Below are 23,450 nucleotides of genomic sequence, written 5' to 3'. Positions count from 1 at the left end.
ATTAGATGGGGTAATTAGCTAGGGTTTATTAGGAATGTTCATTAATTTTTAGAGAGGGCTGAAGGTCGGCTTTGTGCTGTGAGTTCAATGGCGCGATTTGCCACAACCATGGCGTATTTTGAATGCTTATTTGAGGTTTAAAAGAATATGATACCCGTTCTATCCCGGTAGATAATTTACGTCAGGAACCAGAAAATGGCACGTAACCGTACTTTTTCTCTCAACATCGGCTGGAGAGCATTACTCAAAGACGCCGGGCTTACACCACCAGACATATTGCGAAAAGCACACCTGCCAGACGACACATTCTCCAGGGCCGAAAGCGGCCTTGATACAGAAGAATACATGCGTTTGTGGCATGCGATCGAGACAGGAATGAATAGTCCTGCTTTCCCCCTACCTCTTGTTGAAAAGGTTTCAGCTGAAGTTTTCGATCCACCGCTTTTTGCCGCCTTGTGCAGCACTAATATGATGCAGGCCGTACAGCGACTGGCAAGGTATAAGCAGCTCATTGCCCCAATGGTACTGGAGACGGCAGTCGATCATAACGGCATTCTGACTGTTTCACCGCGCTGGTTGTCAGCCACAGACATCCCTGTATCTTTGCAGGTCGCAGAGCTGGCTTTCTTACTGAAACTGGCACGACTTGCAACACGTGAACCGATCAGGGCATTAAACGTCCTGCTCCCGCAGCTTCCCTCCGGTGCACAGGCTGGTCACTTTACCCGGTTCTTTGGTACCGGCATCTCGCATGGAGAAAAGCCTGCTATCAGCTTTTCCGCCACTGATGCCCTGAGGCCATTTTTAACGGTAAATGAAGGGATGTGGCAGGTATTTGAGCCTGAGCTGCGTCGTCGCCTCAGTCAATTAGATGTAACGGCTTCAACCTCTGAACGTGTGCGTGCGGTACTTCTGGAGTTGCTGCCGGGTAACGAAGCCACTATCGAGAAAACAGCAGAGCGTCTGGGTATGAGTAAGCGAACATTACAGCGCAGACTTGAGGATGAGGGAGAGAATTTTCGCGCTCTCATCAATACCTGCCGCGAAAATCTGGCCCGCCACTATCTGCGCAATACCAGCCTGCACGGCTACGAAATTGCATTCCTGCTGGGCTTTGAAGATCCGAATTCTTTCTACCGTGCTTTTATGGCCTGGACAGGCCAGACGCCTGAAACAGTCAGAGAAGCCATGCGTTTTAATTAAAAGAGATCATCATGACAACACCCGAAAATCATCGCGTTGTATTGTTGGCAGGTGCCACAGGCCTTGTAGGTGGACATTTACTTCAGCTCCTGCTGAATGATCCAGGAGTAATCCGCATTCATGCCCTGAGTCGCAAGCCACTCAAAGTCAGCCATCCAAAGTTACAGGTCCATCTGGTTGATTTCGCATCATTGCCACAGCTTCCTCATGCGGATGAAGCCTACCTTGCACTGGGGACAACAATCAAAGTGGCAGGCAGTAAAGAGGCGTTCCGGGCAGTGGATTTTGACGCTAATCTGGCTGTTGCACAGGCCGCTATACGGGCCGGGGTCAGACGTATAGGACTGGTAAGCGCTGGCGGAGAGAACGTGAAGTCGTCTATGTTTTACACCCGCGTTAAAGGTGAACTGGAAGAGGCGCTCAGAGCACTGCCGTTAACCACGCTGGTCATTGCGAGGCCTTCTTTATTGCTCGACTACCGTTCAGGACTGGGGCAGCCGGTTCGCTTGGGTGAAATAATTTCTATACCGATAGCCAGGCTGTTATCTCCCGTTCTTCCCGGAGCTTACAAGCCAGTAAGGGCTCTGGCTGTTGCCCGGGCGCTGACGCAGACGGTCCCTATCAAGAAGGGGATGATGATCCTGTCCTCTGACCAGTTGATAGAGCTGGGAACCGGTGCCGGGTGAGATGACAACACGAAAACCCTGTCGATGTTTGTCGCTGCTGTTGATGGTCTGCTCGCTCTTAGGTTGCGGTACTGCTGATCATTCCGCCAGTAAAAGCATTTCAGGAAGTCTGCTGAGCGACGGTCATCTTCAGGATCCTGGTGTGGCCCCCCTTGCTGCGGTATCCACCCGCCCCAGAATATCGCTGGTTCTCGGCGGTGGTGGTCTCAGAGGCTATGCACACATAGGCGTGCTGCAGGCTCTGGAAGACGCGGGTACGCGTGTCGCAGGCGCAAACTTGTCTGCTCGCCAGACAAGAAGCTGACTCTGTAGATGTTCTCATCACCCCGGCAGTCAAACCCGCAGGAATCTACGACTCTGAAGGGCGCGAAACCGCACGGCAGTTGGGCTATCAGGCCACTGTTGAACAACTACCGCTCATCAGGTCGGTGTTAGAGCATTCCCGTTTATCTGAAAGAGGCTCGCTTTCTGCACCGAAGGCACCTTCAGCAAGCACTCTGGCGCACAGAGCAAGATATTCTCGGCACCGGCTCAGGCAAACTGAACGCAGTTCATTCATTGAGGTGCCTATGTTTACTCAGGAAAAGAAAACCGCGCTGGTCACCGGCGCATCGTCCGGGATGGGCAAGTCCATTGCCCGCCGTCTAATACAGGATGGTTATCAGGTTTACGTTGCCGCTCGCACTGTCGAAAAGATGGCTGACCTTGCCAGGCTTGGAGCACAGCCTCTACGGATGGATATTTCTGTCGATGAGCAGATTGTCTCCGGCGTAAATACCATTCTGGCTGAGACTGGCGGTGTCGATGTCCTGGTCAATAACGCAGGTTTTGGTCTCTACGGCCCGGTAGAAGAGATCGGGATTGACGAAGCCCGCTATCAGTTTGAGGTCAATCTGTTTGGTGCCGCGCGGCTGACGCAGTTGCTGCTCCCTGCGATGAGGGACAGACGCTCCGGACACATTGTCAATATCACCTCCATGGGCGGAAAGATGTACAGCATTCTGGGGGCCTGGTACCACGCAACCAAACATGCACTGGAAGGCTGGTCAGACTGCCTCAGGCTGGAAGTTGCCGGATTCGGGATTAAAGTGGTGATCGTTGAACCGGGCGTGATAGAGACAGGCTTCGGCGACGCCGCCAGTGACACCATTGTCAAACGTTCGGCCAGTGGTCCGTATGGTCACCTGGTGAAAATGGTGGCCATGTCGATAAAAAAAACGTACGGGCAGGGCACAGGCAGCTCACCTGAGGTTATTGCGGAAGTGGTATCCCGTGCAGTGAAAAGCAGTAACCCGCGTACACGGTATGCGGCCGGTAAGTTTGCAAAGATGCTCATCCTCATGCGCGTCTGGCTGGGCGATCGTATATTCGACCGAATTATTCTCAGCCAGACCCGCTGACAGACAATCAGCGCAGATCTATTTTCATCACATGAGGTAAAGGTCATGACAGCGAAAATCTGGTTCATCACTGGTGCAGCAAGAGGGTTTGGTCATATCTGGGCTGAAGCGGCACTGGCCCGGGGGGATAAGGTTGCGGCAACCGCACGTAATACAGGCTCCCTGGAAACACTTGTTGAGCGGTATGGTGACAGGGTGCTTCCTTTACAGATGGATGTTACCGATTATCCGTTAAATTAAATATTACACCCTGATGCATTCAGTCACGTTCAACAATTTACCGCCAGGATTAGGCCTTTTTAATTTTATAAAGCTTATATTTGTTTTGAGCCTTCATTAATGAAGGCTCGCTATTATCTCGTCCTACTGCAGATCTTTTTCCTTCAGGAATTTGCTCACCAAATCAGCAATCTGCACATTATTTAAATCAGAGAATGGGAAGTGGGTATTACCTTTGATTCCCACTTCAGGCAGATGCGTCACAGTGACATCCCCGCCATGCTTGTTCACCACGTCACGCCACTCACGGGCCATCGCCAGTCTTACGCGCCAGCTGTCCTGCGCGGGCATGGCGACAGGTTTATCCGGTATGTTATCGCCGTAAATAATCAGAATCGGGATTTTGGTCAGGGCCATAAACTGCTCCATTGGCACTGGCTCACCCTTCAGCGTGTCGAACGCGCTTGGCATAGAGGCAGGGAGCTCTTTTTCCGGGAAGACAAAACTGCTGCCAGGCTCGAAGGCGACAATGGCTTTGACCTTGTCGTTTTTCATCGCCGTGTACCAGCCTGGTCCGCCGCCCTGAGAGTGGGTGAAGAGGATCGCCGGTCCGGATTTATCCACGACGGCGGACATCGCATCAGAGATAACATTGATATCAAACGGCCCGGTATTTGGGGTCATCTGACGGAAATACTGATTCAGCGCTTCTTTGTCATGAGAGAACTGAACGCCTTTAAAATACTCTGGCCACACGCCAACGCGGAACTGATTAAACCACAGTTGCTCATCCGGTTTTGGCGAAACAGTTCCTTCTACAGTCGTGCGCCCGGCGCTGCCCCGACGAGGCTGATCGACAAGATAAGTTGAGAATCCGCGACGCAGGAATATGTTCTGGAATCCTTCGCGACCATCTGGAGTGCTTTCCCAGGTACGAGAGAACTGGCCTGCACCGTGCAGCATGACGATAGGGTATTTATGCGGATTCACCGGGATTTGGTAGAACACCGATGCATGATCGCCGTGATAAGTTTGACCAGCAGAGTCCAGCGGTTTTTTCGCGTCAAATTTCCCGGGAGCGGTGATGATCGTCCCGCCAGCAGAAAAGCTCCCCTGTTCCTGAATGACCAGTGGCTCGGCGTATACCGACTGAGCCACCAGACCACTCGCTATAACGCAGACGGACAGTGCTTTTAAAAGTGTCTTCAAGGGTATTTCCTCTTATTAATAAATCAGCTGCGTATTGTCTCTAACCAACGGGTGACCGTTTCTGTCGTTCTTCGCTCCTGATCACATTCAATGATCAGCGGTTTTTCCCGGCGCGCAGTTGGGGCGAGGCTGGCAAGGATGTCGTCGCTGTCTCCTTTACCGTAGCCACCGTGAGTAATGAAAGGGATGAGTAATTTGCCCGCAAGGTTGTGGCTGCTAAGAAACGTTTGCACTACGGGCGGCACGCTGGTCCCCCAGACAGGAAAACCTAAATACAGGGTTTCATAGCGTGAGATATCTGCGACGCTATTTTTTAATGCGGGTTTTACTCCTCGCTCACGCTCATTTTTCGCCTGTTCAACGGTCCGAAAATAATCTTCCGGATAAGGTGTAGCCGGTTCGATTTCAAACAGATCGGTATTCAGGCTGCGGTGAATGACGCCCGCAATCACCCGTGTATTTCCGCTGCGAGAAAAATACGCTACCAGAATTCGACTCTTACCCTGCACATTTGCATTTCCGGTGGCAGCTGTCGCCAGGGAGACGTTCGCCAGCGTCAGCCCGGCAAGCGCTGTTATCAACATTCTGCGGTTGGGATCATGCTCCATAGTCCACTCCTAATGGTTTGCAAGCGCCTGTTGCAGCGCTTTTTCAGCTCGTGTCGCTGCATCATTTTCGCCATGTTCACGCAGAACCTCTGCCAGCTGGCGAAGCTGCGCTGCCGTTAGCCCAACCCGCATACTTGCTCGCGTATGTGACAGCAGTTGTGATTCAACGCCTGGCGTGGCTGCTAATGCGCCAACCGTTGCCAGCTCCCGGCTTTGCCAGTCGAGGTTATCGCGGGCAAAAATGTCGCCGAACAAATGCGTTTGCAAGAATTGGTTAATGACCGGTGCAAAATCAAACAGCGGCCCCTGAACCGGGGCACCTGAGATTTTCGTCTGATTTGCGGTACCGATACGGCGAAGTTCATCCCCGACAGGGATCGGGGCGGCGGGTTCTTTTCCTTCAACGTCTTCAATGCCACGTTGCTTACGTGCTTCGACGACCTTCATCAGTTCGCTTAGCGCGTTCAGGCTCCGGGGGAATCCCGTGTAGGCATAAAGCTGGACGAGTATCTCTTTGGTTTCGTTTATCGTGAGCCCGGCATCAAGTCCCTGATTAAGGACCTTATTCAGCTTATCCATCTGACTGCTGGCCATCGATGCCGCAATCAACGGGATGGCCTGCTGGCGGGCTGACAGTGTTTCTGAAACTGTTTGTTCATGGTTCATTTCTGAAGCTCCTGTATTGGCGGGTGCAGCATGTGCCGTAAGACCAAAACCGAAGGTCAGCAGCACCCCTGCCGTTAATGCCTTAATGGGCGTGGTATTGTTCATCTGTCACTTTCTCCATCCAGTTAACGCTTTTGCCATCCACAACCCCGGTTATTGCCAGATGCGTCATCGCGCTATCCGGTGTGGCCCCGTGCCAGTGTTTTACACCTGCCGGGCAAGTGACAACGTCACCCGTGCGGATAATCTGCACCGGCTGGCCTTCTTGTTGGGTTAGCCCAACACCAGAGGTCACAATCAGTCGCTGACCTGCCGGATGCGTATGCCAGGCGGAGCGGGCGCCAGGCTCAAAGGTGACATAAGCCCCGGAAACACGGATGTCGTTATCAGGCTTGAAGAGAGGATCAACCCGGACGCGACCGGTAAAGTTCTCCGCTGGCCCGTACACCGCGTTCTGGCTTCCTGCGGGGGCGATATGGACAGCGGTATTTTGCTCCGCAGCCCAGGATGAAAACGCAAAGAGGGGAATAAATAGCCCGAGGTAACGTAAGTGTCTGATCATACATAGCGTCCTTATCAATGAAGAGGGGGATTGCCTGTGATGATTTTAACGAGGGCGTCATGTCCTCAGGCTGACACCCCCCTGACAATTCTGTCAGTTAACTCTGGTCCCGTATCAGTGCCGGAGTGAACATTGCTCGCTGTTTTATCCGCTTGTTTCTCAAAGGTAAGGCCAAATGTATTGATGCCATTCTCACTGCGCGCAAAGACATCTCCCCGGTGCATAATGGCGACGGCGCGTACGATCGACAGGCCCAGCCCATGATGGGTATCACTCCTGGCCCGGGAGGTGTCGACGCGATAAAAGCGTTCGAAAAGCCGGTGTAAGTGCGCTGGCGCTATCGGATCGCCCGGGTTCGAAACTTCTATCCAGGCCTGATGACCTTTTTCGCTTAACCGCACTGTAACCGTGCTATTGGAGGGCGAATGTCTTGCGCTATTTTCCAGTAAATTGGCCAGTGAGCGGTGGAACAGTCGTCGGTCGATGTGCGCGGTGACGTCGCCTTGAACATCCAGAGAGAGGTGTTTTTCAGCAAATGAAGGTTCAACATACTCTGCTGTTTTCAGGGTTTCTTCTCGCAGGGACACCTTTGTGAGCTGAGAGGCATGTTCACCCGCATGGGCATGAGACAGGAACAGCATGTCGTTAACGATCGACGTCATGCGTTCAAGCTCTTCCAGATTGGAACCCAATAGCTCTTCCAGCTCATCCTGCGAACGTCGGCGTGATAACCCCAGTTGCGTCTGGCCGATAAGGTTTGTCAGCGGGGTACGGAGTTCATGAGCAACATCGGCATTAAAACTGTCGAGCTGACGCCAGGCAATTTCCTGACGCTCTAACACGCCATTAAATGATGATGACAGTTGCTGGAGTTCCTGGGGTAACGCGCAGGTATTCAGACGCTGACCATGGTCCCCCGGAGCGAGTTGTTGGGCCTGTCTACTGAGGGTGCCAACTGGACGAAGACCAATCCTTGAAACAACGTAGCCCAGTATGGCGACAATAACGACGCCCAGTGCGGCTATGATAAGCAGCGTCCTGGTGAAGGCATTCAGTGTGCCCATGTAGGGTGTTGAGTCGATGGCAACGACATAGCGCAGCTCGGGTCTTTCTCCATTGGCGGGGATAGTTTTCACTAACAGGAACAGTGAACATGCGCCTTCCGATGCGCCAGGCACTTTATTAAAACCTTCCTGCAAAGAAGACCACTGAACGCCTACTGGTGGCGTTCCTCCTACGCTAAAGCGCGGGTTATCGCTCACGATCCAGTAGCGAACGCGCTCACCTTCAGAATTGGTTAATACGGTGAATTTATTGGCAAGCGTAGACCAGCCTTCAGCCGAGGTTCGTGCGGTGATCCACGGGCTCATTAATGATTCCCGGAACAACAGCTCGTTGTGCATCTGCTTTTGCAAAGAATCATGCAAGGAGCTTCTCAGGAGGATACCGATTACGGACACAATCAGCAGCGCGGATAAAGCAAACATCAGCGCCAGGTGAACTGAGATGGAACGCTTAGGCATGATTATCCCCTTCATTTATTCAGAACGGACTTCGAGGACATAACCCATGCCACGAACGGTATGTAACAGTTTGACGTCGAACGGGGCATCCACTTTTGCACGAAGTCGTTTAATGGCGACTTCAACCACATTGGCATCGCTGTCAAAATTCATGTCCCATATCTGTTCAGCAATCATCATCTTTGACAGGATCTCCCCCTGATGCCGGGCCAGAAGGCTCAACAGGGAAAACTCTTTCGCGGTCAGCTCCAGCCGTGTTCCGGCGCGAAAAACGCGGCGAGCCAGTAAGTCGAGATGCAGATCGTGAATTTGCAGTTGGGTGATGTCTGCACCATCCATCGAGCGGCGACGCACCAGGGCCTGAATACGTGCCACCAGTTCAATAAGAGAGAAGGGCTTGGGGAGATAATCATCCGCGCCAAGACGCAGCCCTTTGACGCGCTCATCGACCGATCCGCGAGCCGAGAGCATCAGCACCGGTGTCTGTTTAGCCGCTCGCACCCCCTCAAGTACCCGGTAGCCATCCATCCCCGGCAACATCACATCCAGGATTATCGCGTCGTAGTCGAACTCCAGCGCGTAATGAAGACCTTCAGCGCCATCTGCAGAGACATCTACCGTAAAACCGGACTCGCTCAACGCACGGTTGAGATAGGTTGACGTTTTTTCTTCATCTTCGACTAACAACAGGCGCATAACGGAACTTCCTCTTAATTTTTCATCGGCGCTTCAATACCTGAACAACCCTGTTACCGAGACCATTTTGCCCCCTGGTTGCCAACATAAAGCTGACGGTTACCTGACAGCATTGTCAGAATTGCTTAGCCATCCCAGCGCGTTTCCTGACAAAAATGTTATTTCCCTGTCACCCTGCTGACAGTCCTTTCACCCTAATCTGAGCCTGCAAATTTAAATCCGCGGGCCTGCTTAACGAGGCCGACACTCATCGGGGGAAACCATGAAATTCACACTTATAAGTGCAATTCTGCTCACGGCAATGGCTGGCGTGAGCTCAGTCAATGCGGCTGATTACAAAAAGAATCCATTCACACTGGTCTATGAAGGTGCAATTACTGAGAACGTCAAAGGCAAGGTCAATATTCATCCGGTGAAATACGATCTGCATGGCATCCAGATTGCTGCGAATGTCTATACCCCTGCTAACTATGATCCTGCCAAAAAATATCCTGCCATAGTGGTCGCGCATCCTAATGGTGGTGTAAAAGAACAGGTCGCCGGGTTGTATGCACAGCGCCTTGCTGAGCATGGGTACATCACGATTACCGCCGACGCGGCTTATCAGGGTGCCAGCGGCGGGATGCCTCGCAGCGTGGATAAACCGGCTAACCGTATTGAGGACGTTCACGGTATGGCTGACTACATCAGCCAGTATCCGGGGGTTGATACTTCCCGCCTCGGCTTGCTTGGCATTTGCGGTGGTGGTGGTTATTCACTCGTTGCTGCCGAGACGGACAAACGGTTCAAATCCATTGCAACCATCAGCATGTTTAATTCCGGTCTTGTACGCCGTAATGGGATGCAGAATTCACAGCTGGATACTGTCCAGCAGCGCCTTCAGCAGGCGTCAGACGCACGAACTCAGGAGGCCGCCGGAGGCGAAGTGCTTTATTCCGGTGATGCCAACCTGACTAATGAACAGATTGCTAAATTACCCTTTGCCTTATATCGGCAGGGCTACGAGTACTACTGGAAAACCCACGCACACCCGAACTCAACGTTTAAATACACCACAAGCAGCCTGTTAGATTTGATGAGCTTTGACGTAACGGACCATATCAATCTCATCAATAAACCACTGCTGATGATTGCCGGTACAAAAGCGGATACGCTCTATATGACTGAAGATGCGTTCGCTAAGGCCACCGGTACGAAGGACAAAGAACTCTTCCTGATCGATGGTGCTACTCATATCGAGACTTACTGGGTGCCAAAATATGTTGACCAGGCTTTGCAAAAGTTAGACGTATTCTTCGATAAAAACATTTAGTTAGACACTAATAACACCCCCCGCCATTAAGGTTGGGGGATCCCCACCATCTTCGCGGTGCTGACTCTCCTGATGCACCCAGATTAACGAAATTGCGGTTAAAGATAATTACGCTACTTAAATAGGTGCTATGAATGAAATTCATAGACCAGATAAGGGGCAGGGGGATGAAACGAGTTCGACGGGATATTAGCGCTTACTGGCTGACTGCCTCAGCACAGTAATATCTCTTTTTGGTGATACGCCAAACATCCGCGTATATTCGCGACTGAAATGAGATAAGCTCTCATAGCCAACAGTAAACGCCGCCGTGGTGACATCATTATGCTCATTGAGCATCAGCCGTCGTGCTTCATTAAGACGCAGCCATTTCTGATAACGGAGCGGACTCATTCCCGCAAGTTGCCTGAAATGATGGTGGAAAGAGGGCGTGCTCATCTGCACACGACTCGCGAGCTCCTCGATACGTAAAGGTGATGAGATATTGGTTTTCAGCCAGTCAATTGCTTTGCCGATACGGTAGCCATGCCCGTCAACGGCTGCAATCTGTCTGAGATGATCGGACTGGTCACTCATCAGCAGCCGGTAATGTATTTCCCGTTGAATAAGTGGACCAAGAATCGGGATTGCTTCTGGCTCGTCAAGCAATGAAAGCAGACGGCAAAAAGTCTCAAGCAGGACATCGGTAACGGTACCTATTCCGACACCAGCCCCCAAATCTCGCTTTTTGACAGGCGGCAGACTTCCCTGCGCAATTAACTCCATCAATACACGCTGGTCGAGTTTATAGGCTATGCCGACGCACGGACGGGATGACGATGCTTTAAGCACTTCTGAACTTGCGGGCAGGTCGAGAGAGGTGATCAGGAATTTTTCCGTATCATATTTATAAGGCTGACCCCCAACCCACATGATCTTCGCACCATCGGTCACCAGTACGACGCTGGGAGGAACCAGGCAGCTTACCGGGGAAGCAGGCTCATTTCGCCGGAATAATTCCAGTCCGTCTAATGCTGTGGGGAAATCACCGGTGCCTGGCGTACGCAGTGCGATATCCCGGGTAAGCGCACCGAGTAATTCCTCAACCGATCTGTCTGACACCATTTTGAACGCCTCAAATTTGCTATATCTCTCTGAGGCTAACTTACCAGCTTAAAAAACTGAAATACACGCTTTCACTACAGATTCATAGGATCAGGCAAAAATCACAGAGTATTTTAATAACACATTTCCTCTCCGACATCCAAAATAGCAACACTCCAACAAACCCCTGGATGAGTAAGACGGCACAGACGGTAAATATATTAAAACTGCTCATGCAACGAGCATTATTGAAATACACATGCGAGATGTTTAAAAACAGAATCCTTATCTACAAATGAAAGGTTTTTAATATCATGACAATTAAATCCCCAAATCGCTTTTTTAATGGTGCACTCCTTGCCGGAGCGTTGGCTCTGCTTTCAGCAGAATCTGCGGTCGCCCAGTCAATAGCTGGTGCAGCAGATTCTTCATTACCTCTGGTTCAGACCTGGGATAAAACCTTCCCGAGGAGTAACAAGGTGGAACATCAAAAGGTAACGTTTAAAAACCGTTATGGTATTACGCTGGCCGCAGATGTTTATCTGCCTAAAGATCGCGGTAATAAGAAGTTTGCGGCACTGGTTATTTCCGGGCCTTTCGGCGCAGTAAAAGAGCAGGCATCAGGCCTTTACGCACAAACGTTAGCCGAGCGCGGATTCGTGACGCTGGCTTTTGATCCTTCTTATACAGGGGAAAGCAGTGGGGAACCACGCAATATAGCCTCCCCGGATATTAATACCGAAGACTTTATGGCTGCGGTGGATTTCATTGGATTACAATCCTATGTGGATCGGGAACGTATCGGCGTAATCGGTATCTGCGGTATGGGCGGGATTGCACTGAACGCTGTTGCTGTTGATAAACGCGTAAAAGCTGTTGTCGCCAGCACCATGTATGATATGAGCCGCGTTATGTCGAAAGGGTACAATGACAGCGTAACCCCGGTGCAACGTGAGCAGACACTTGAGAAGCTGAGCCTTCAACGCTGGGAAGATGCGGCAAACGGTAAACCGGCTTATCAGCCTGCTTACAATAAACTGAAGGGCGGCGAAGCGCAGTTCCTCGTGGACTATGCGGACTATTATATGACCAAACGAGGATATCATCCACGCGCCGTTAACTCAGGAAATTCATGGTCAGTGACAACGCCGATGTCATTTATGAATTTCCCTCTGATGACCTATATTAAGGAAATCTCTCCGCGTCCTATCTTATTTGTCCATGGTGAAAAAGCGCATTCGCTTTATTTCTCCAAAACAGCATATGAAGCGGCAAATCAGCCAAAAGAGCTTCTGATTGTCAAGGGTGCTACTCATGTTGATTTGTATGATCGAATGGATAAAATCCCGTTCAATGGCATAACGGAATTCTTCAATAAGTATCTAAATAAACAATAATCACCATCTATTTTTAAGAAATAAACACAGGAAAAAACCAATAGTAATTTAGCCATTTTTATTCGGTTGCAAAAACAATGACGCCGAATCCATCACTCCATGAGGTATTTATGAAAACGGTTGGTTATGCCGCGCACGCTTCCGATGCGAAACTGGTTCCTTATCATTTCGAGCGTCGCGATTTACGTGAAAACGACGTCGCCATTGAAATTCTCTACTGCGGAGTTTGTCACTCAGACCTGCATACGGTTAATGGAGACTGGGGGCCACAGCTTTACCCGTTGATCCCGGGTCACGAAATTGTTGGCATTGTGACGTCACTAGGACAGAACGTCAAAAAGTATCATGTGGGCGATCATGTCGCTGTTGGTTGTATGGTGGACAGTTGTATGCACTGCGATCAGTGTGAACATGGTGAAGAACAGTTCTGTCGTAACGGGATGACGCCGACCTACGGCGCACCGGATCGCATTAGCGGCGAAGTCACTCAGGGCGGTTACTCCAAACATATTGTTGTGCGTGAAGAGTTTGTGCTGCGCGTACCGGAAAATATGGATCTGGCGAAAACCGCGCCGATTCTGTGCGCCGGTATCACGACATTCTCTCCGCTGCGTACCTGGAATATTGGCCCAGGCAGCCGCGTTGGCGTGATCGGATTAGGTGGCCTGGGCCATATGGCGGTTAAGCTGGCCGTGGCGATGGGGGCCGAGGTGACCGTCATCAGTCGAACCAAAAACAAAGAGGAGGAGGCAAAAGCGCTGGGTGCGAAAGGCATTCTGCCTTCTTCAGATGCGCAGGTATTGCAGGGCTCGGCCTGCGCATTCGATTTAATTATTGATACTGCGCCCGTTAAGCATGATCTGAATATCTACACGCCGCTGTTAGATATTGATGGCTCGTTAGTCATTGTCGGCCAAATTGGTCTGATGGATGAACCGCTGACGATCCCTTTGGTAATGGGACGCCGCCGTGTTGCCGGTTCGCTGATTGGTGGCATTACAGAAACCCAGGAAGTGCTGGATTTCTGTGCGAAACATAATGTCTATCCTGAGTGTGAAATGATTAAAATCGATCAGATTAACGATGCTTTCGCTCGTCTTGAACAGGGTGATATGGCGCACCGTTTTGTTATTGATATGGCATCACTGAGCGCAGAATAAGCATATGTAATGAAGCGGTGGCGCATGCTTGCTACCGCTTATTCAACACGGAATGGCAGTAATCAAAGCTACAATTAATGAATTCTATTCATTTCTCTATTCTGATAACCGCTATTAACAAGCTGTTTTATTCTGTTCAGAATAGCTGCAAACGTCTGCGCTCGGATGGTTGAACATGCTTATCTCTTCTAATACGCAACGTGTATTACCCGGCCTTTCGAGTTGGTCAGTGTTGGCCTTGATCACGATATTTCCGGTTGCGGCAATAGCACGTCATACACAGGAAAACCCTATGAAGTTACGCATCATTCTCGATGACAAAACGATTACCGCGACCCTGAATGACAGTCAGGCAAGCCGTGAGTTTGCAGCACTTTTACCGCTTACGCTGAAACTGAAAGACTATGCCGGGGAGGAGAAAATAAGCGATTTGCCCGGCCGATTGTCTACCGAGAGTTCACCAGCAGGCATAGCCGCAAAAAAGGGTGATATTACGATTTATGCCCCGTGGGGAAATCTGGCTATTTTCTATAAACCGCATGGCTATGCGAGCGGATTAATTAAATTAGGACAGTTAGATGAGCCGGACGCGTTGCCCGTCCATCCTGACTCCTATAGCGCCAAATTTGAACTGCTGACGGACTAATCGTTACCCCGAACAAAATGCAGTAATGTAGTCCAGCTTGCGTTTATATTTTTATTTTAGAATCATGCTGTTAACAGAGTGGAGGAACCTTACAGTGGAATATTCAGTATTAAGTAACAACCTGAAAATGCCGATGGTGGGATTTGGCGTTTTTAAGGTAACCGATAAAGAAGAATGTAAACAGTCGGTATTGAATGCTATTCGTACCGGCTATCGTCTTATTGATACCGCCGCAGTATACGGCAATGAAGATGCAGTGGGTGACGCGGTTCGTGAAGCCATTGCCGAAGGTTTGTGTACCCGCGAAGAGTTGTTCATTACCTCAAAACTGTGGGTACAGGACATGGCCAGTTACGATATGGCCAAAGCAGGCATCGATGCTTCGTTAGAAAAATCAGGGCTTGAATACTTTGATCTCTACTTACTCCATCAGGCGATGCGTGACTATTTCAGCGCCTGGCGTGCGCTGGAAGATGCGTATGATGCCGGCAAACTGAAAGCGATTGGGGTGTCCAATTTTTATGCTCACGTATTAGCAAACTTCTGTGAAACCGTCAGAATCAGGCCGATGGTAAATCAGGTTGAATTGCATCCTTATTTTGCGCAGCCTGCCGCGCTTGAAACTATGAAGCATTACAATGTCCAGCCAGAAGCCTGGGCACCGTTGGGCGGCGGAAGACATAAGCCGTATGAAAATGAGATGCTTCAGGGAATTGCTGATGCACATAAAAAAACCGTTGCTCAGGTTGTTCTGCGCTGGAACATTCAACGTGGTGTTACGGTCATCCCCAAATCCACTCGTCAGGAACGTATTGATGAGAATTTTGCCATCTGGGACTTTTCATTGTCTGAGGGCGAAATGGCGCAAATCAGCGCACTCGATTTAGGTTATGTGGGTGAGGCAGTGAAGCACTTTAATCCTGAATTTGTTCGCGGTTGTCTTGGCGTCAGGATCCATGATTGATCTTGCCGCTGCGTTAGAAAATTGGCATCTCTGATGAATCAGCACATTGTTCTGGATCTGGAAAGAGGGAAGGGCTATGTCCTGGAAACTTAACCTGTTAGCAAAAATTGATGAGGCTGATGACCTCAAAATTGCGCCATTCCATCCTGATATGACGACCACCGGTACGCCAACATGGATCTGGGAAGTGACTGTAGATAACCGACTGTTTGTACGCGCATACAATGGCAAAGCATCAAAATGGTATCAGGCCGCGCTAGCTCAACGGGCGGGTAAGATTCTGGCTATTGGGCAGGAATTTGACGTTGTGTTTGCAGCAGTTTCAGAGCCCGTTCTGGAAAGCAAAATAGATCAAGCCTATCGTTCAAAATATGCCAGCAGCTCCTATGTATCCGCCATGACAGGGCCGCGAGCCAGAGCGGCAACAGTCGAGATATTACCAGCCTGACGTTCATTTCATTGAAATATTGCGAGTAGAACAATATAAGCTTTCTCAGCGACGAGAAAGCTTTTGTTGGTCACTCATGTTCGTAAATCACCAGAATGCATTTTACGGAGCAATAATGAAAACCTGAGCGGTTCAGATAGCAAAACGGCAGGGAATGGTTCAGGGATTGGTGCAGTACGGTTGGCGATATTGCATTTAACATAATATACATTATGCGCACTGAGGTTGTAGAGAATCAATATTGATATCTATTTGTGCTCATTTACCAGGAATGTCCTGGCTATAGTTTTAAAGCCTGTATGCCTGGTCAACATCTGATACCGGGATGTTCACCGTGAAAGAAATCCAATTCTGCCAAATTTTCCTTCAGCAATCTCACCAGGGCAATCATCGAATCACCAACGTCCGAAACTCATTCCTGTCTCAGTATGTACACCCTTTTTGTTATTGAGCTTTACGGGAGAAAAAGAGCGTCACCGTGCCGAATGTAATGCCAAATTTTTTCATCTCGGTTTTATTAAACAGATGGTTGTCATCCTGCAAGTACATCCAGTCATCAAAGTTTAACAACCAGGTTTTGCCGTTGGCCTTCACATCCATGCTGTAATGCCAGTTAAAAGCATTACCTGCTGCGCCGCCCTTTGCGACACCTTCAATATCGCCAGCAGTGCCCTCGTAATTACCGGCACTGACCCGACGGATGTGCCATACCCGCTGCTGTTTCTCTCCGTTGTCATACACAAATCTTTCGTTGAGAGTTAACGTGTCGCCTACCACATCACCGTTGATATTGACATGGAAACGGCGAAGCTGTTTGCCGCTGCGATCCTGAACCATTCCCCACGCCTGCGTTTCTCCCTGGAAGTACTGAAAGATATCCAGTGTCGGCTGCTGCTGGCGATAGTCAGCGATGTCTGCACTACAACCTGCCAGCTGCATCATCAATAGCAGGCTCAGCGTCAACAAACGTTTCATACGCGTTCCGCCGTCAGTTGCACCACGCTGATAGTGCGAGCGTTAAATCCCGCTTCACAGTAGCCGAAATAGTACAGCCACATGCGACGAAAACGTTCATCAAACCCCAGCTTTTCAATATCCTGCCAGGCATGAGCGAACTGTTGCCGCCAGTGAGAAAGCGTCCGGGCGTAGTCAGGTCCCATATCGAAAAGATTGCGCACGACAAAATCGGTATGTTTTGTCATCAGACTGCTCATCGCAGTGATACTGGGTAAAAATCCACCAGGGAAAATATAACGCTGTATAAAATCGACGCTTTTACTGTAATCGTGATAGCGCTGATCCTGAATGGTAATGGCCTGAATCGCCATTTTTCCCCCGGGACGCAGGCGAGCCTGACAGGTACGGAAAAACTCAGGCAGGTAGCGTCGCCCTACTGCCTCGATCATTTCAACTGACACTAGTTTGTCAAATTCCCCGGTCAGATCGCGGTAGTCGCTCAGTAGCACTTTCACTCTGTCCTGTAAACCAGCGCGGGCAATGCGGGCGTTAGCCCATGCAAACTGTTCCTGCGACAGCGTGGTGGTGGTCACCCGGCATCCGTAATGACGCGCGGCGTATTCCGCCATCGCCCCCCAGCCAGTACCGATTTCCAGCAGGTGGTCATCAGCAGTCAGCGCCAACTGTTCGCAAAGTCGTGCCATTTTGGCCTGCTGAGCCTGTATTAACGTCAGTTCTGGACGGGTGAACAATGCGCTTGAGTAGAGTAAATCCTCATCAAGAAAGTGCGCATAAAATGCATTGCCAAGATCGTAATGAGCAGCAATATTTTCTCGCGCCTGTTGACGATGGTTGCGACGTGTCCAGTGGCGCACACGTTCAACGGGCCTGCTCAGCAGGCGAAAACCGTTTTCCAGTCGCCTCTGCATAATGCGGTTGTGTGCGAATATCTGAAGCAACGTGGTTAACTGTTGCGTTTCCCACTCCCCATCAATCCAGGCTTCTGCCGCAGCAAGACTTCCACCAGTCAGCACCCGCCAGTACACCGTTGGGGAAATAATATGAACGTCGGCGCGTAATTCAGCCGACATGTCGCCAAAATGAAAGACCTGCGCCCCTTCCCGTACGGTAAGTGAACCTTCGCGAAGGCCACTTAACACGCGAAAAACGAGCCAACGCGCCAGACGCAGTGTGCACGAAACATCAGGTTCAAGCGCAAAGACGGGATCGGTCATGATCATTCACTCCTGCTGGCGGGATGGTTGTAGAGTGGAACTCGCTTGAGCCACAGCCGCAGAGCCTGCCAGTAAATAGCGAACACCGTTTTAAGTGTCATAAATGGCAGGCGCAACAGCAGTGCGTGCAGACTCGCCTTCGTCAAAGGCTCACGCTTGAGTATCAGAGTGGCATCAAATACTTTCGCTACCTGATGGTTTTCAATATGCATATGCAGCGTTTTACCGGGCGGGCTAAACCGCCAGTGATAGACCATGTCCATTGGGTTAAACGGTGATACATGGAAGGCTTTATCCAGCGGATACCTTTTCTGTGCGTCTACGGCGTAGTAATAGCGCTCATTCCAGGGCGTATTGCGGACCTCCGCCACTACCCAGCGCAGTATGTCCGCGCGATCATAGCAGTAGTAGAAATTGACTGGATTGAAATGAAAGCCGAAGTAGCGCAGCTGTGTTAACAGCATCACACGACCATCAGGCCGAGCCCCTGTCAGACGGGTAAGTTGATTTAACGCTTTTTCTTTTAACGGTGTTCCCAGAGGATAATCGACATCATGAAAAGCCGCTGCCGCAAAGTGATTTCTTCGTATACCTACGCCAGGGAGTTGCTCCAGTTCATCCAAATCGAGCCAGGCCATAAACACCTGATAACAAAACTGGTGCGTTTTAGGATGAAGGCGGCGGTGGCGCAAAAGGCCCTGGTAAAGGCAACTGTTCATTTTAGCGCCCCGCTCCTGCGACAATGCCCTGAACCACATCCAGTGCACTCCGCACTCCATCTTCATGAAAGCCGTTATACCAGTAGGCACCACAGTACCAGCTGCGGCGCAGGCCACTTATCTCATTGCGGCGAGTCTGCGCCTGCCAGCTTTCTGGATTAAATAATGGATGCTCGTAGACAAAGCGTTTCCAGACGTATTGCTCTTCAACAGGAATGTCCGGATTGAGTGTCACGCAGAATAATGGGCTTCCTTCAGGCAATCCCTGGAGAATGTTCATGTTATAGGTGACACAGGCTCTGGCCAGATCCTGTCCGCTAAGACGATAATTCCAGCTTGCCCACGCACGTTCGCGTACCGGTAACCAGCGGCGATCGCTATGTAACACGACTTCGTTACGCTGCCAGCCAAACGAACCCAATACGTCGCGCTCGACGGAGGTTGCATCCTCAAGCATGGCCAGCGCCTGTGAGGAATGGCAGGCAAAGATCACCTGGTCGAAATGATGTGTTGATGCCCCCAGCGTGATGTTGACGCTGTTGTCGTTACGCGTCACCTGTTGAACCTGGGTATTGAGGCGCAGCGTCAAACGATCGCCCAGCAGTGCCAGCATAGCGCGGATGTATTCCCGTGATCCGCCCGGCACCACGTACCACTGGGGTCTGTTCCTGATATCCAGCAGTCCATGATGCTCAAAGAAGCGTAAAAATAAGGGTAGCGGGAAACGGCGCATCTCCTGGAGCGATGATGACCAGATCGCCGCACCCATCGGCAGAATATAGTGACGCGCAAAAAACGCACTGAATTGATGCTGGTCAAGGAATGTCTGTAGCGTCGCGCAAGGATCGATCTCATTCAGTGACTGTTTCGCCAGACGATTAAAACGAACAATCTCTTTCAACATTCCCCAAAATGCAGGATTAATCAGGTTACGACGCTGTGCAAACAGTGAAGTCAACGTATGACCGCTGTATTCCAGACCGCTTTGCGGATTATGCACCGAAAAACTCATCTGCGTTTTTTGCCCATGGATGCCAAGTTCACTCAGCAATCCCATAAAACGCGGATAGGTCCGGTCGTTATAGACGATAAAACCGCTATCAATCGCAAAACGTCCCTGAGGCGTAACCACATCTACTGTGGCGGTGTGTCCGCCAGTGGTCGACTCCGCTTCAAAAAGAGTCACCTGATGGTGCCCGGCAAGACGCCAGGCGCAGGTCAAACCGGCAATACCGCTGCCAATGATAGCGATATTCATGAGCGCACCATCCTGCGCAGCACTGAGCGCTGAAGCCCCTCAGGTAGCCCTGCCAAGATTCGTAACATCACACTAAAGCCTGTCGGGAAGGCGATATGATTTTTTCCTTTTGCCAGGCCGCAGCGAATTGCCTTCACCGCATATTCAACGCTCACCTGGCCCGGCATGGGAAAATCGTTTTTACGCGTGAGAGGTGTATCGACAAACCCCGGTGAAACAACGGTCACCGCAATACCCTTCGGTTCCCAGTCCAGACGCAGGCTGTTAGCAAACCAGGTCAATGCGGCTTTGGATGCACCGTAAGCTTCGGCCCTTGGGAAAGGCAACCAGTGCGCCATCGAACTGATGAACACCACACGGTTACCCTCAGTCAGCTGTGGCTGGAGTGCTTCAAGGCAGTTCACACAGCCCAAATAGTTCGTCACCATGACCCGCGCGACCAACGCAGCGTCCACCCGTCCATCGTCCAGATATTCGCAAGTCCCGGCGCAGAAAATAACCAGATCGGGCTGACAGTCTGCGAGGCCCAGGCGACAGGCGTCCCTGTCTGTCATATCGAACAGCCGTACTGTGATTTTTGGGTTATACCGACGCAAATTTTCCAGCCGGTCAGGATCGCGACCGCAGGCAATAACATCACAGCCTTCAGCAGCCCATGATTTTGCGAGCCCTTCGCCAATCCCTGAGCTGGCACCGGTAATGAGGACGGTTGTCATGCACCTACCCTCCTTTTGATGCCCCGAATGGCCCATCCCAACAAAGGCAAATGCTCATAAATCATCTGTCCGGCGTCGTAGTAATCACGCTGTCGGAATATCTTTTCACCCTGGGTCTCAACCATTGAACATCCCGGTAAAGAGCGTATTTCGCCACTGGCTATACGCGGATGAGACCAGTGCATGGTCCACGTCACAGCAAAACGTTGGGTATCATACAGCGGAGGATCAATGGCAAAACGGCAGGCGCTTACATTTGCCAGCAGATGCGTGAAATAGCGCTGGATTGCAAACAGTCCATTATGGTCCCCGAAGGGATCAATAAGCACAGCGTGCTTGTCGTACAGGCTGGCAAGTGCCGGAATGGACTTGTTATCCAGACCGGCATAGTAATCAACGAACCTGTCAATAACGGATAGCTGTTCGCGCATAAATCCTACCCTTACGAGAACCACGTCGTGTGGCACATAATTAAAACTTACACAAACACGTTTATTTGTCCAAGTTAAAGGCAATGAATTTTTTAAATTCATTTTTATTCAATAAATTATGATTATGTTTTTTGTGACAAATCCTCAAGGGGCGATGGCGTACTATAGCCGCTGTTCATCAGACCCACTCTCCTGCCAACATGCACAAATTCACTTGAAACTGCACGATAATGCGTATTAACATGCATTCTTCATTTTAAAACATGCAAATACATGCTTAACCGTGCAGTCTCGCGCATTGAAACGGTTAAGCAGGTTTGCAGGACCTACAACAAAGAATGAGGTATGTATGACACAACAACTGATCTTAATCGCTGGCCCTTATCGCAGTGGAACTGACGGCGTACAGGCCCGCATTGATGAGAATCTTGTCAGGCTGGAAAATGCCGCACTGGCGGTTTACCAACGTGGGCATGTTCCGGTTATCGGTGAGTGGCTGGCTCTGCCGCTGGCAAAAGCAGCGGGATCTCAATCCGTGGGTGATGAAATCAGTGAAGCGATGCTTTATCCCGTTGCTCACCGGCTCATTGCAAAATGCGATGCCATTTATCGTATTGCCGGAGAATCCAGAGGGGCTGATTTGGATATTGAAGTGGCGCAGAAACTGGGATTAGCGGTGTACACATCCCTCGACAACATTCCTCAGGCCTGAGGATAGTCGCAAACCTGCCTGTATTTTCAGGCAGGTTTCAGGCTCAGGCCCCTGCACTTTTGCTCAACCGGCCGTGTAGCCTGAGCACATTCTTGTATATCGAGGTCGCGACCTTTTGCGAAAAGTCCGTGGGTAAAGACGCCATCACCGTATCCAGTGCCTGCGGCACATGGTCGATAAATTCCTGCATAATCTCGGTCATCTGGTTTTCAGGAAACCTGACGGCCCTGGCTGTCACCATAAAATGTCTCGGATAGATCTTGTCGATATCGTTTTTACGACCTTTTGAGGCATTCAGGCTCATGGCCAGTTTCAGATCGCTGATGTGGATCCCGGTGCCGCCCAGCACAGGAAACGCCGATATGATGTCGTAGAACGGGGTCAGTCGATAGCTTCCGCCAGGCTGGATGAATATCGAGAAGTTCTTGGCATGTCCATCCGTTGCGCCCGTTATCCACTGAAATAGCTGGAATTTCATGAAATTATAACGGTCGGTAAGTGCTTCGCTGGAGCCCTGTAAAAATGCCATGATTTGTGGAATACCTGGACCGCCATCAGATTCATACTTCACGGACGAAGGAAGACCAAAAGTCTGACACATATCTTCCTGCGGTAATCGCAATAAAACGGAGCGGCTCGCGTTCCAGCGGCGGTCAAAACGCTCGACGGCGAGTGCTCTCACCCTGCCCGCTCTGATGATTTCCGCCTTCGGCACATCAAGGCCCAGCGCTCTCGCCAGCTCTAAACAGAAGTATTCATTATCCACACTATCGCTCAGATCCAACGTGGCATTGGGCTGTTTAATCTCGCCAATCGGCAGTTTGATGATGTGCGTGGTCGGCGTGATCCCTTTCGGGATACACCAGTCGTCGCCGGCTTTAAGGAGCGCGGTTTTTTCCTGAGCACCGGCAACGGAAATGCGGAAATCATTTTCCTCATTAATCATCCCCAGCGGAATGTCTGACTGATAAGCCGTCAGCACCGTCTCGAGCTTCTCTTCGCTCAGCGTCTCCCATGTCATTTCCGGTGTCGTACTGTTTTCATTCGCGGGTAATAACGTTACCGCGCCAACGCTGTCACGCCCTACCTCAGCCAGTAAATCAAAGGGTTGCTTAGAACGGGCATGGTAGCGCTTCACGATACGAGCCCGTACCGCAGGGCTATCCGGGAGCAGGTTGTCAAAGAAATTGAACACCGCATCGGAGGTAATCTCACCAAATTGCAGCGGAAGCGATAACGACAAAGGCCTGGCATACCGGTTCATTAGCCATTCATTGGCGTATTTAAACGTATGGGCCCCGTTGGTCAGCTTTGTCAGTTCGCCGACCCGCTCGTTATTCATCCACGTCACTAATTTTGGCATTACCAGTCCAAGCCCTGTTGGTTGTTATTGTCTGACCCCGACGCCGCATCGTCTTTTTCATACAACGCCATTGTCATTCCAAGGGATTGCAAGATCCTGAAGAACGTTGTCAGCGTGGTGTTATACGGGTTGTTTTCAAAATTTGAGATGGTGGCCTGCTTAATGCCGATTCTTTTGGCCAGGTCGCTTTGCGTCCAGTTATTTTTCTGACGCACCAGTTTCATGGTATTTGCCAACTGGACCGGACTATAAATCATTGGTGGTTTCATCTGTTCAC

At 50.5% G+C, this 23,450-nt stretch carries 27 protein-coding genes; 12 read left to right on the top strand and 15 right to left on the bottom strand.

Annotation, left to right across the window (positions count from 1 at the left end; translation table 11 throughout):
• Window positions 1-195: 195 nt before the first annotated feature.
• From ACT9TW_RS17020 to ACT9TW_RS17000, 5 genes are all read left to right on the top strand, one after another.
• Window positions 196-1,203 carry an AraC family transcriptional regulator ligand-binding domain-containing protein gene (locus tag ACT9TW_RS17020; protein ID WP_446493141.1) on the top strand — a complete coding sequence of 336 codons (1,008 nt, stop codon included), beginning with the start codon at window positions 196-198 and terminating at the stop codon, window positions 1,201-1,203.
• Window positions 1,204-1,214: 11 nt separating this feature from the next.
• Window positions 1,215-1,889 carry an NAD(P)H-binding protein gene (locus ACT9TW_RS17015; RefSeq protein ID WP_446493140.1) on the top strand — a complete coding sequence of 225 codons (675 nt, stop codon included), beginning with the start codon at window positions 1,215-1,217 and terminating at the stop codon, window positions 1,887-1,889.
• Window position 1,890: 1 nt separating this feature from the next.
• Window positions 1,891-2,193 carry a hypothetical protein gene (locus ACT9TW_RS17010; RefSeq protein WP_220458421.1) on the top strand — a complete coding sequence of 101 codons (303 nt, stop codon included), beginning with the start codon at window positions 1,891-1,893 and terminating at the stop codon, window positions 2,191-2,193.
• A gap of 265 nt (window positions 2,194-2,458) precedes the next feature.
• A complete protein-coding gene (locus ACT9TW_RS17005; RefSeq protein WP_182061136.1) occupies window positions 2,459-3,289 on the top strand; it encodes an oxidoreductase in 831 nt (276 codons plus the stop codon).
• Between the two features lie 45 nt (window positions 3,290-3,334).
• Window positions 3,335-3,529: an SDR family NAD(P)-dependent oxidoreductase gene (locus ACT9TW_RS17000; protein WP_446493139.1), complete on the top strand. Its 195-nt coding sequence runs from the start codon at window positions 3,335-3,337 to the stop codon at window positions 3,527-3,529.
• A gap of 123 nt (window positions 3,530-3,652) precedes the next feature.
• On the opposite strand, the gene ACT9TW_RS16995 is transcribed toward ACT9TW_RS17000, so the two are convergent.
• The 6 genes from ACT9TW_RS16995 to ACT9TW_RS16970 all read right to left on the bottom strand — a co-directional run bounded on the left by ACT9TW_RS16995 (window position 3,653) and on the right by ACT9TW_RS16970 (window position 8,772).
• A complete protein-coding gene (locus ACT9TW_RS16995; RefSeq protein WP_182061135.1) occupies window positions 3,653-4,717 on the bottom strand; it encodes an alpha/beta hydrolase in 1,065 nt (354 codons plus the stop codon).
• 23 nt (window positions 4,718-4,740) lie between these two features.
• Entirely contained in the window at window positions 4,741-5,325 is a 585-nt protein-coding gene (locus tag ACT9TW_RS16990) for a flavodoxin (protein WP_182061134.1), read from the bottom strand.
• A gap of 9 nt (window positions 5,326-5,334) precedes the next feature.
• Window positions 5,335-6,096 carry a carboxymuconolactone decarboxylase family protein gene (locus ACT9TW_RS16985; RefSeq protein ID WP_446493138.1) on the bottom strand — a complete coding sequence of 254 codons (762 nt, stop codon included), beginning with the start codon at window positions 6,094-6,096 and terminating at the stop codon, window positions 5,335-5,337.
• Window positions 6,074-6,553: a (R)-mandelonitrile lyase gene (locus ACT9TW_RS16980; protein ID WP_446493137.1), complete on the bottom strand. Its 480-nt coding sequence runs from the start codon at window positions 6,551-6,553 to the stop codon at window positions 6,074-6,076. Before ACT9TW_RS16980 ends, ACT9TW_RS16985 begins: the two co-directional genes overlap by 23 nt.
• A gap of 65 nt (window positions 6,554-6,618) precedes the next feature.
• Window positions 6,619-8,076, bottom strand: a complete 1,458-nt coding sequence (locus tag ACT9TW_RS16975; RefSeq protein ID WP_446493136.1) for a heavy metal sensor histidine kinase — start codon at window positions 8,074-8,076, stop codon at window positions 6,619-6,621.
• A gap of 15 nt (window positions 8,077-8,091) precedes the next feature.
• A complete protein-coding gene (locus ACT9TW_RS16970; RefSeq protein WP_182061130.1) occupies window positions 8,092-8,772 on the bottom strand; it encodes a heavy metal response regulator transcription factor in 681 nt (226 codons plus the stop codon).
• Window positions 8,773-9,034: 262 nt separating this feature from the next.
• Here ACT9TW_RS16970 and ACT9TW_RS16965 point away from each other — a divergent pair, with 262 nt between their 5' ends.
• Window positions 9,035-10,084 (top strand): alpha/beta hydrolase, encoded by a 1,050-nt coding sequence (locus ACT9TW_RS16965; RefSeq protein ID WP_182061129.1) that lies wholly within the window; start codon window positions 9,035-9,037, stop codon window positions 10,082-10,084.
• 189 nt (window positions 10,085-10,273) lie between these two features.
• On the opposite strand, the gene ACT9TW_RS16960 is transcribed toward ACT9TW_RS16965, so the two are convergent.
• The gene (locus tag ACT9TW_RS16960) at window positions 10,274-11,188 is read right to left on the bottom strand and encodes an AraC family transcriptional regulator (RefSeq protein ID WP_182061128.1); all 915 of its coding nucleotides are present in this window, start codon (window positions 11,186-11,188) and stop codon (window positions 10,274-10,276) included.
• Window positions 11,189-11,481: 293 nt separating this feature from the next.
• Between ACT9TW_RS16960 and ACT9TW_RS16955 the strand changes: the two genes are divergently transcribed.
• The 5 genes from ACT9TW_RS16955 to ACT9TW_RS16935 all read left to right on the top strand — a co-directional run bounded on the left by ACT9TW_RS16955 (window position 11,482) and on the right by ACT9TW_RS16935 (window position 15,782).
• The gene (locus ACT9TW_RS16955; RefSeq protein WP_182061127.1) at window positions 11,482-12,564 is read left to right on the top strand and encodes an alpha/beta hydrolase; all 1,083 of its coding nucleotides are present in this window, start codon (window positions 11,482-11,484) and stop codon (window positions 12,562-12,564) included.
• A 110-nt stretch (window positions 12,565-12,674) separates the two neighbouring features.
• Window positions 12,675-13,724: an NAD(P)-dependent alcohol dehydrogenase gene (locus ACT9TW_RS16950; RefSeq protein ID WP_446493135.1), complete on the top strand. Its 1,050-nt coding sequence runs from the start codon at window positions 12,675-12,677 to the stop codon at window positions 13,722-13,724.
• A 292-nt stretch (window positions 13,725-14,016) separates the two neighbouring features.
• Window positions 14,017-14,370 carry a cyclophilin-like fold protein gene (locus ACT9TW_RS16945; protein ID WP_446493134.1) on the top strand — a complete coding sequence of 118 codons (354 nt, stop codon included), beginning with the start codon at window positions 14,017-14,019 and terminating at the stop codon, window positions 14,368-14,370.
• Between the two features lie 94 nt (window positions 14,371-14,464).
• A complete protein-coding gene (locus ACT9TW_RS16940; RefSeq protein WP_446493852.1) occupies window positions 14,465-15,334 on the top strand; it encodes an aldo/keto reductase in 870 nt (289 codons plus the stop codon).
• Between the two features lie 76 nt (window positions 15,335-15,410).
• On the top strand, window positions 15,411-15,782 hold the full coding sequence (locus ACT9TW_RS16935; RefSeq protein WP_182061125.1) for a DUF2255 family protein: 372 nt from the start codon (window positions 15,411-15,413) through the stop codon (window positions 15,780-15,782).
• Between the two features lie 444 nt (window positions 15,783-16,226).
• On the opposite strand, the gene ACT9TW_RS16930 is transcribed toward ACT9TW_RS16935, so the two are convergent.
• The 6 genes from ACT9TW_RS16930 to ACT9TW_RS16905 are packed head-to-tail and all read right to left on the bottom strand — an operon-like array spanning window position 16,227 to window position 21,098.
• Complete coding sequence (locus ACT9TW_RS16930; protein ID WP_446493133.1) at window positions 16,227-16,757, bottom strand: DUF3833 domain-containing protein; 531 nt, start codon at window positions 16,755-16,757, stop codon at window positions 16,227-16,229.
• On the bottom strand, window positions 16,754-17,974 hold the full coding sequence (locus tag ACT9TW_RS16925; RefSeq protein WP_446493132.1) for a class I SAM-dependent methyltransferase: 1,221 nt from the start codon (window positions 17,972-17,974) through the stop codon (window positions 16,754-16,756). Before ACT9TW_RS16925 ends, ACT9TW_RS16930 begins: the two co-directional genes overlap by 4 nt.
• A gap of 2 nt (window positions 17,975-17,976) precedes the next feature.
• Window positions 17,977-18,693: a DUF1365 domain-containing protein gene (locus tag ACT9TW_RS16920; protein ID WP_446493131.1), complete on the bottom strand. Its 717-nt coding sequence runs from the start codon at window positions 18,691-18,693 to the stop codon at window positions 17,977-17,979.
• A gap of 1 nt (window position 18,694) precedes the next feature.
• Entirely contained in the window at window positions 18,695-19,951 is a 1,257-nt protein-coding gene (locus tag ACT9TW_RS16915; protein ID WP_446493130.1) for an NAD(P)/FAD-dependent oxidoreductase, read from the bottom strand.
• On the bottom strand, window positions 19,948-20,667 hold the full coding sequence (locus tag ACT9TW_RS16910; RefSeq protein ID WP_446493129.1) for an SDR family NAD(P)-dependent oxidoreductase: 720 nt from the start codon (window positions 20,665-20,667) through the stop codon (window positions 19,948-19,950). Before ACT9TW_RS16910 ends, ACT9TW_RS16915 begins: the two co-directional genes overlap by 4 nt.
• Entirely contained in the window at window positions 20,664-21,098 is a 435-nt protein-coding gene (locus ACT9TW_RS16905) for a nuclear transport factor 2 family protein (protein WP_446493128.1), read from the bottom strand. Before ACT9TW_RS16905 ends, ACT9TW_RS16910 begins: the two co-directional genes overlap by 4 nt.
• A 349-nt stretch (window positions 21,099-21,447) precedes the next feature.
• Here ACT9TW_RS16905 and ACT9TW_RS16900 point away from each other — a divergent pair, with 349 nt between their 5' ends.
• On the top strand, window positions 21,448-21,810 hold the full coding sequence (locus ACT9TW_RS16900; RefSeq protein ID WP_446493127.1) for an NUDIX hydrolase: 363 nt from the start codon (window positions 21,448-21,450) through the stop codon (window positions 21,808-21,810).
• A 43-nt stretch (window positions 21,811-21,853) separates the two neighbouring features.
• Here ACT9TW_RS16900 and ACT9TW_RS16895 read toward each other — a convergent pair whose 3' ends face one another.
• Together ACT9TW_RS16895 and hipB are read right to left on the bottom strand one after the other, a co-directional pair.
• Window positions 21,854-23,173: a type II toxin-antitoxin system HipA family toxin gene (locus tag ACT9TW_RS16895; protein ID WP_446493126.1), complete on the bottom strand. Its 1,320-nt coding sequence runs from the start codon at window positions 23,171-23,173 to the stop codon at window positions 21,854-21,856.
• Complete coding sequence (gene hipB / locus ACT9TW_RS16890) at window positions 23,173-23,442, bottom strand: type II toxin-antitoxin system antitoxin HipB (protein ID WP_446493125.1); 270 nt, start codon at window positions 23,440-23,442, stop codon at window positions 23,173-23,175. The genes ACT9TW_RS16895 and hipB overlap by 1 nt, the downstream gene beginning before the upstream one ends.
• Between the last annotated feature and the right edge of the window lie 8 nt (window positions 23,443-23,450).

It is taken from the genome of Enterobacter sp. C4G1, from assembly GCF_052886895.1.
The sequence above is the reverse complement of the archived record's forward strand: the minus strand, read 5'-3'. Positions and strand labels throughout refer to the sequence as shown.

Excerpts from the sequence above, each read along its gene's own strand:
- ACT9TW_RS16920 (WP_446493131.1), bottom strand. The coding sequence starts at position 18,693 with ATGAACAGTTGCCTTTACCAGGGCCTTTTGCGCCACCGCCGCCTTCAT.
- ACT9TW_RS16950 (WP_446493135.1), top strand. The coding sequence starts at position 12,675 with ATGAAAACGGTTGGTTATGCCGCGCACGCTTCCGATGCGAAACTGGTT.
- ACT9TW_RS16985 (WP_446493138.1), bottom strand. The coding sequence starts at position 6,096 with ATGAACAATACCACGCCCATTAAGGCATTAACGGCAGGGGTGCTGCTG.
- ACT9TW_RS16910 (WP_446493129.1), bottom strand. The coding sequence starts at position 20,667 with ATGACAACCGTCCTCATTACCGGTGCCAGCTCAGGGATTGGCGAAGGG.
- ACT9TW_RS16990 (WP_182061134.1), bottom strand. The coding sequence starts at position 5,325 with ATGGAGCATGATCCCAACCGCAGAATGTTGATAACAGCGCTTGCCGGG.
- ACT9TW_RS17015 (WP_446493140.1), top strand. The coding sequence starts at position 1,215 with ATGACAACACCCGAAAATCATCGCGTTGTATTGTTGGCAGGTGCCACA.
- ACT9TW_RS16975 (WP_446493136.1), bottom strand. The coding sequence starts at position 8,076 with ATGCCTAAGCGTTCCATCTCAGTTCACCTGGCGCTGATGTTTGCTTTA.
- ACT9TW_RS16960 (WP_182061128.1), bottom strand. The coding sequence starts at position 11,188 with ATGGTGTCAGACAGATCGGTTGAGGAATTACTCGGTGCGCTTACCCGG.
- ACT9TW_RS16915 (WP_446493130.1), bottom strand. The coding sequence starts at position 19,951 with ATGAATATCGCTATCATTGGCAGCGGTATTGCCGGTTTGACCTGCGCC.
- ACT9TW_RS16930 (WP_446493133.1), bottom strand. The coding sequence starts at position 16,757 with ATGAAACGTTTGTTGACGCTGAGCCTGCTATTGATGATGCAGCTGGCA.
- ACT9TW_RS16965 (WP_182061129.1), top strand. The coding sequence starts at position 9,035 with ATGAAATTCACACTTATAAGTGCAATTCTGCTCACGGCAATGGCTGGC.
- ACT9TW_RS16945 (WP_446493134.1), top strand. The coding sequence starts at position 14,017 with ATGAAGTTACGCATCATTCTCGATGACAAAACGATTACCGCGACCCTG.
- ACT9TW_RS16935 (WP_182061125.1), top strand. The coding sequence starts at position 15,411 with ATGTCCTGGAAACTTAACCTGTTAGCAAAAATTGATGAGGCTGATGAC.
- ACT9TW_RS17010 (WP_220458421.1), top strand. The coding sequence starts at position 1,891 with ATGACAACACGAAAACCCTGTCGATGTTTGTCGCTGCTGTTGATGGTC.
- hipB (WP_446493125.1), bottom strand. The coding sequence starts at position 23,442 with ATGAAACCACCAATGATTTATAGTCCGGTCCAGTTGGCAAATACCATG.
- ACT9TW_RS16980 (WP_446493137.1), bottom strand. The coding sequence starts at position 6,553 with ATGATCAGACACTTACGTTACCTCGGGCTATTTATTCCCCTCTTTGCG.
- ACT9TW_RS16925 (WP_446493132.1), bottom strand. The coding sequence starts at position 17,974 with ATGACCGATCCCGTCTTTGCGCTTGAACCTGATGTTTCGTGCACACTG.
- ACT9TW_RS17020 (WP_446493141.1), top strand. The coding sequence starts at position 196 with ATGGCACGTAACCGTACTTTTTCTCTCAACATCGGCTGGAGAGCATTA.
- ACT9TW_RS16900 (WP_446493127.1), top strand. The coding sequence starts at position 21,448 with ATGACACAACAACTGATCTTAATCGCTGGCCCTTATCGCAGTGGAACT.
- ACT9TW_RS16895 (WP_446493126.1), bottom strand. The coding sequence starts at position 23,173 with ATGCCAAAATTAGTGACGTGGATGAATAACGAGCGGGTCGGCGAACTG.
- ACT9TW_RS16955 (WP_182061127.1), top strand. The coding sequence starts at position 11,482 with ATGACAATTAAATCCCCAAATCGCTTTTTTAATGGTGCACTCCTTGCC.
- ACT9TW_RS17000 (WP_446493139.1), top strand. The coding sequence starts at position 3,335 with ATGACAGCGAAAATCTGGTTCATCACTGGTGCAGCAAGAGGGTTTGGT.
- ACT9TW_RS16970 (WP_182061130.1), bottom strand. The coding sequence starts at position 8,772 with ATGCGCCTGTTGTTAGTCGAAGATGAAGAAAAAACGTCAACCTATCTC.
- ACT9TW_RS17005 (WP_182061136.1), top strand. The coding sequence starts at position 2,459 with ATGTTTACTCAGGAAAAGAAAACCGCGCTGGTCACCGGCGCATCGTCC.
- ACT9TW_RS16905 (WP_446493128.1), bottom strand. The coding sequence starts at position 21,098 with ATGCGCGAACAGCTATCCGTTATTGACAGGTTCGTTGATTACTATGCC.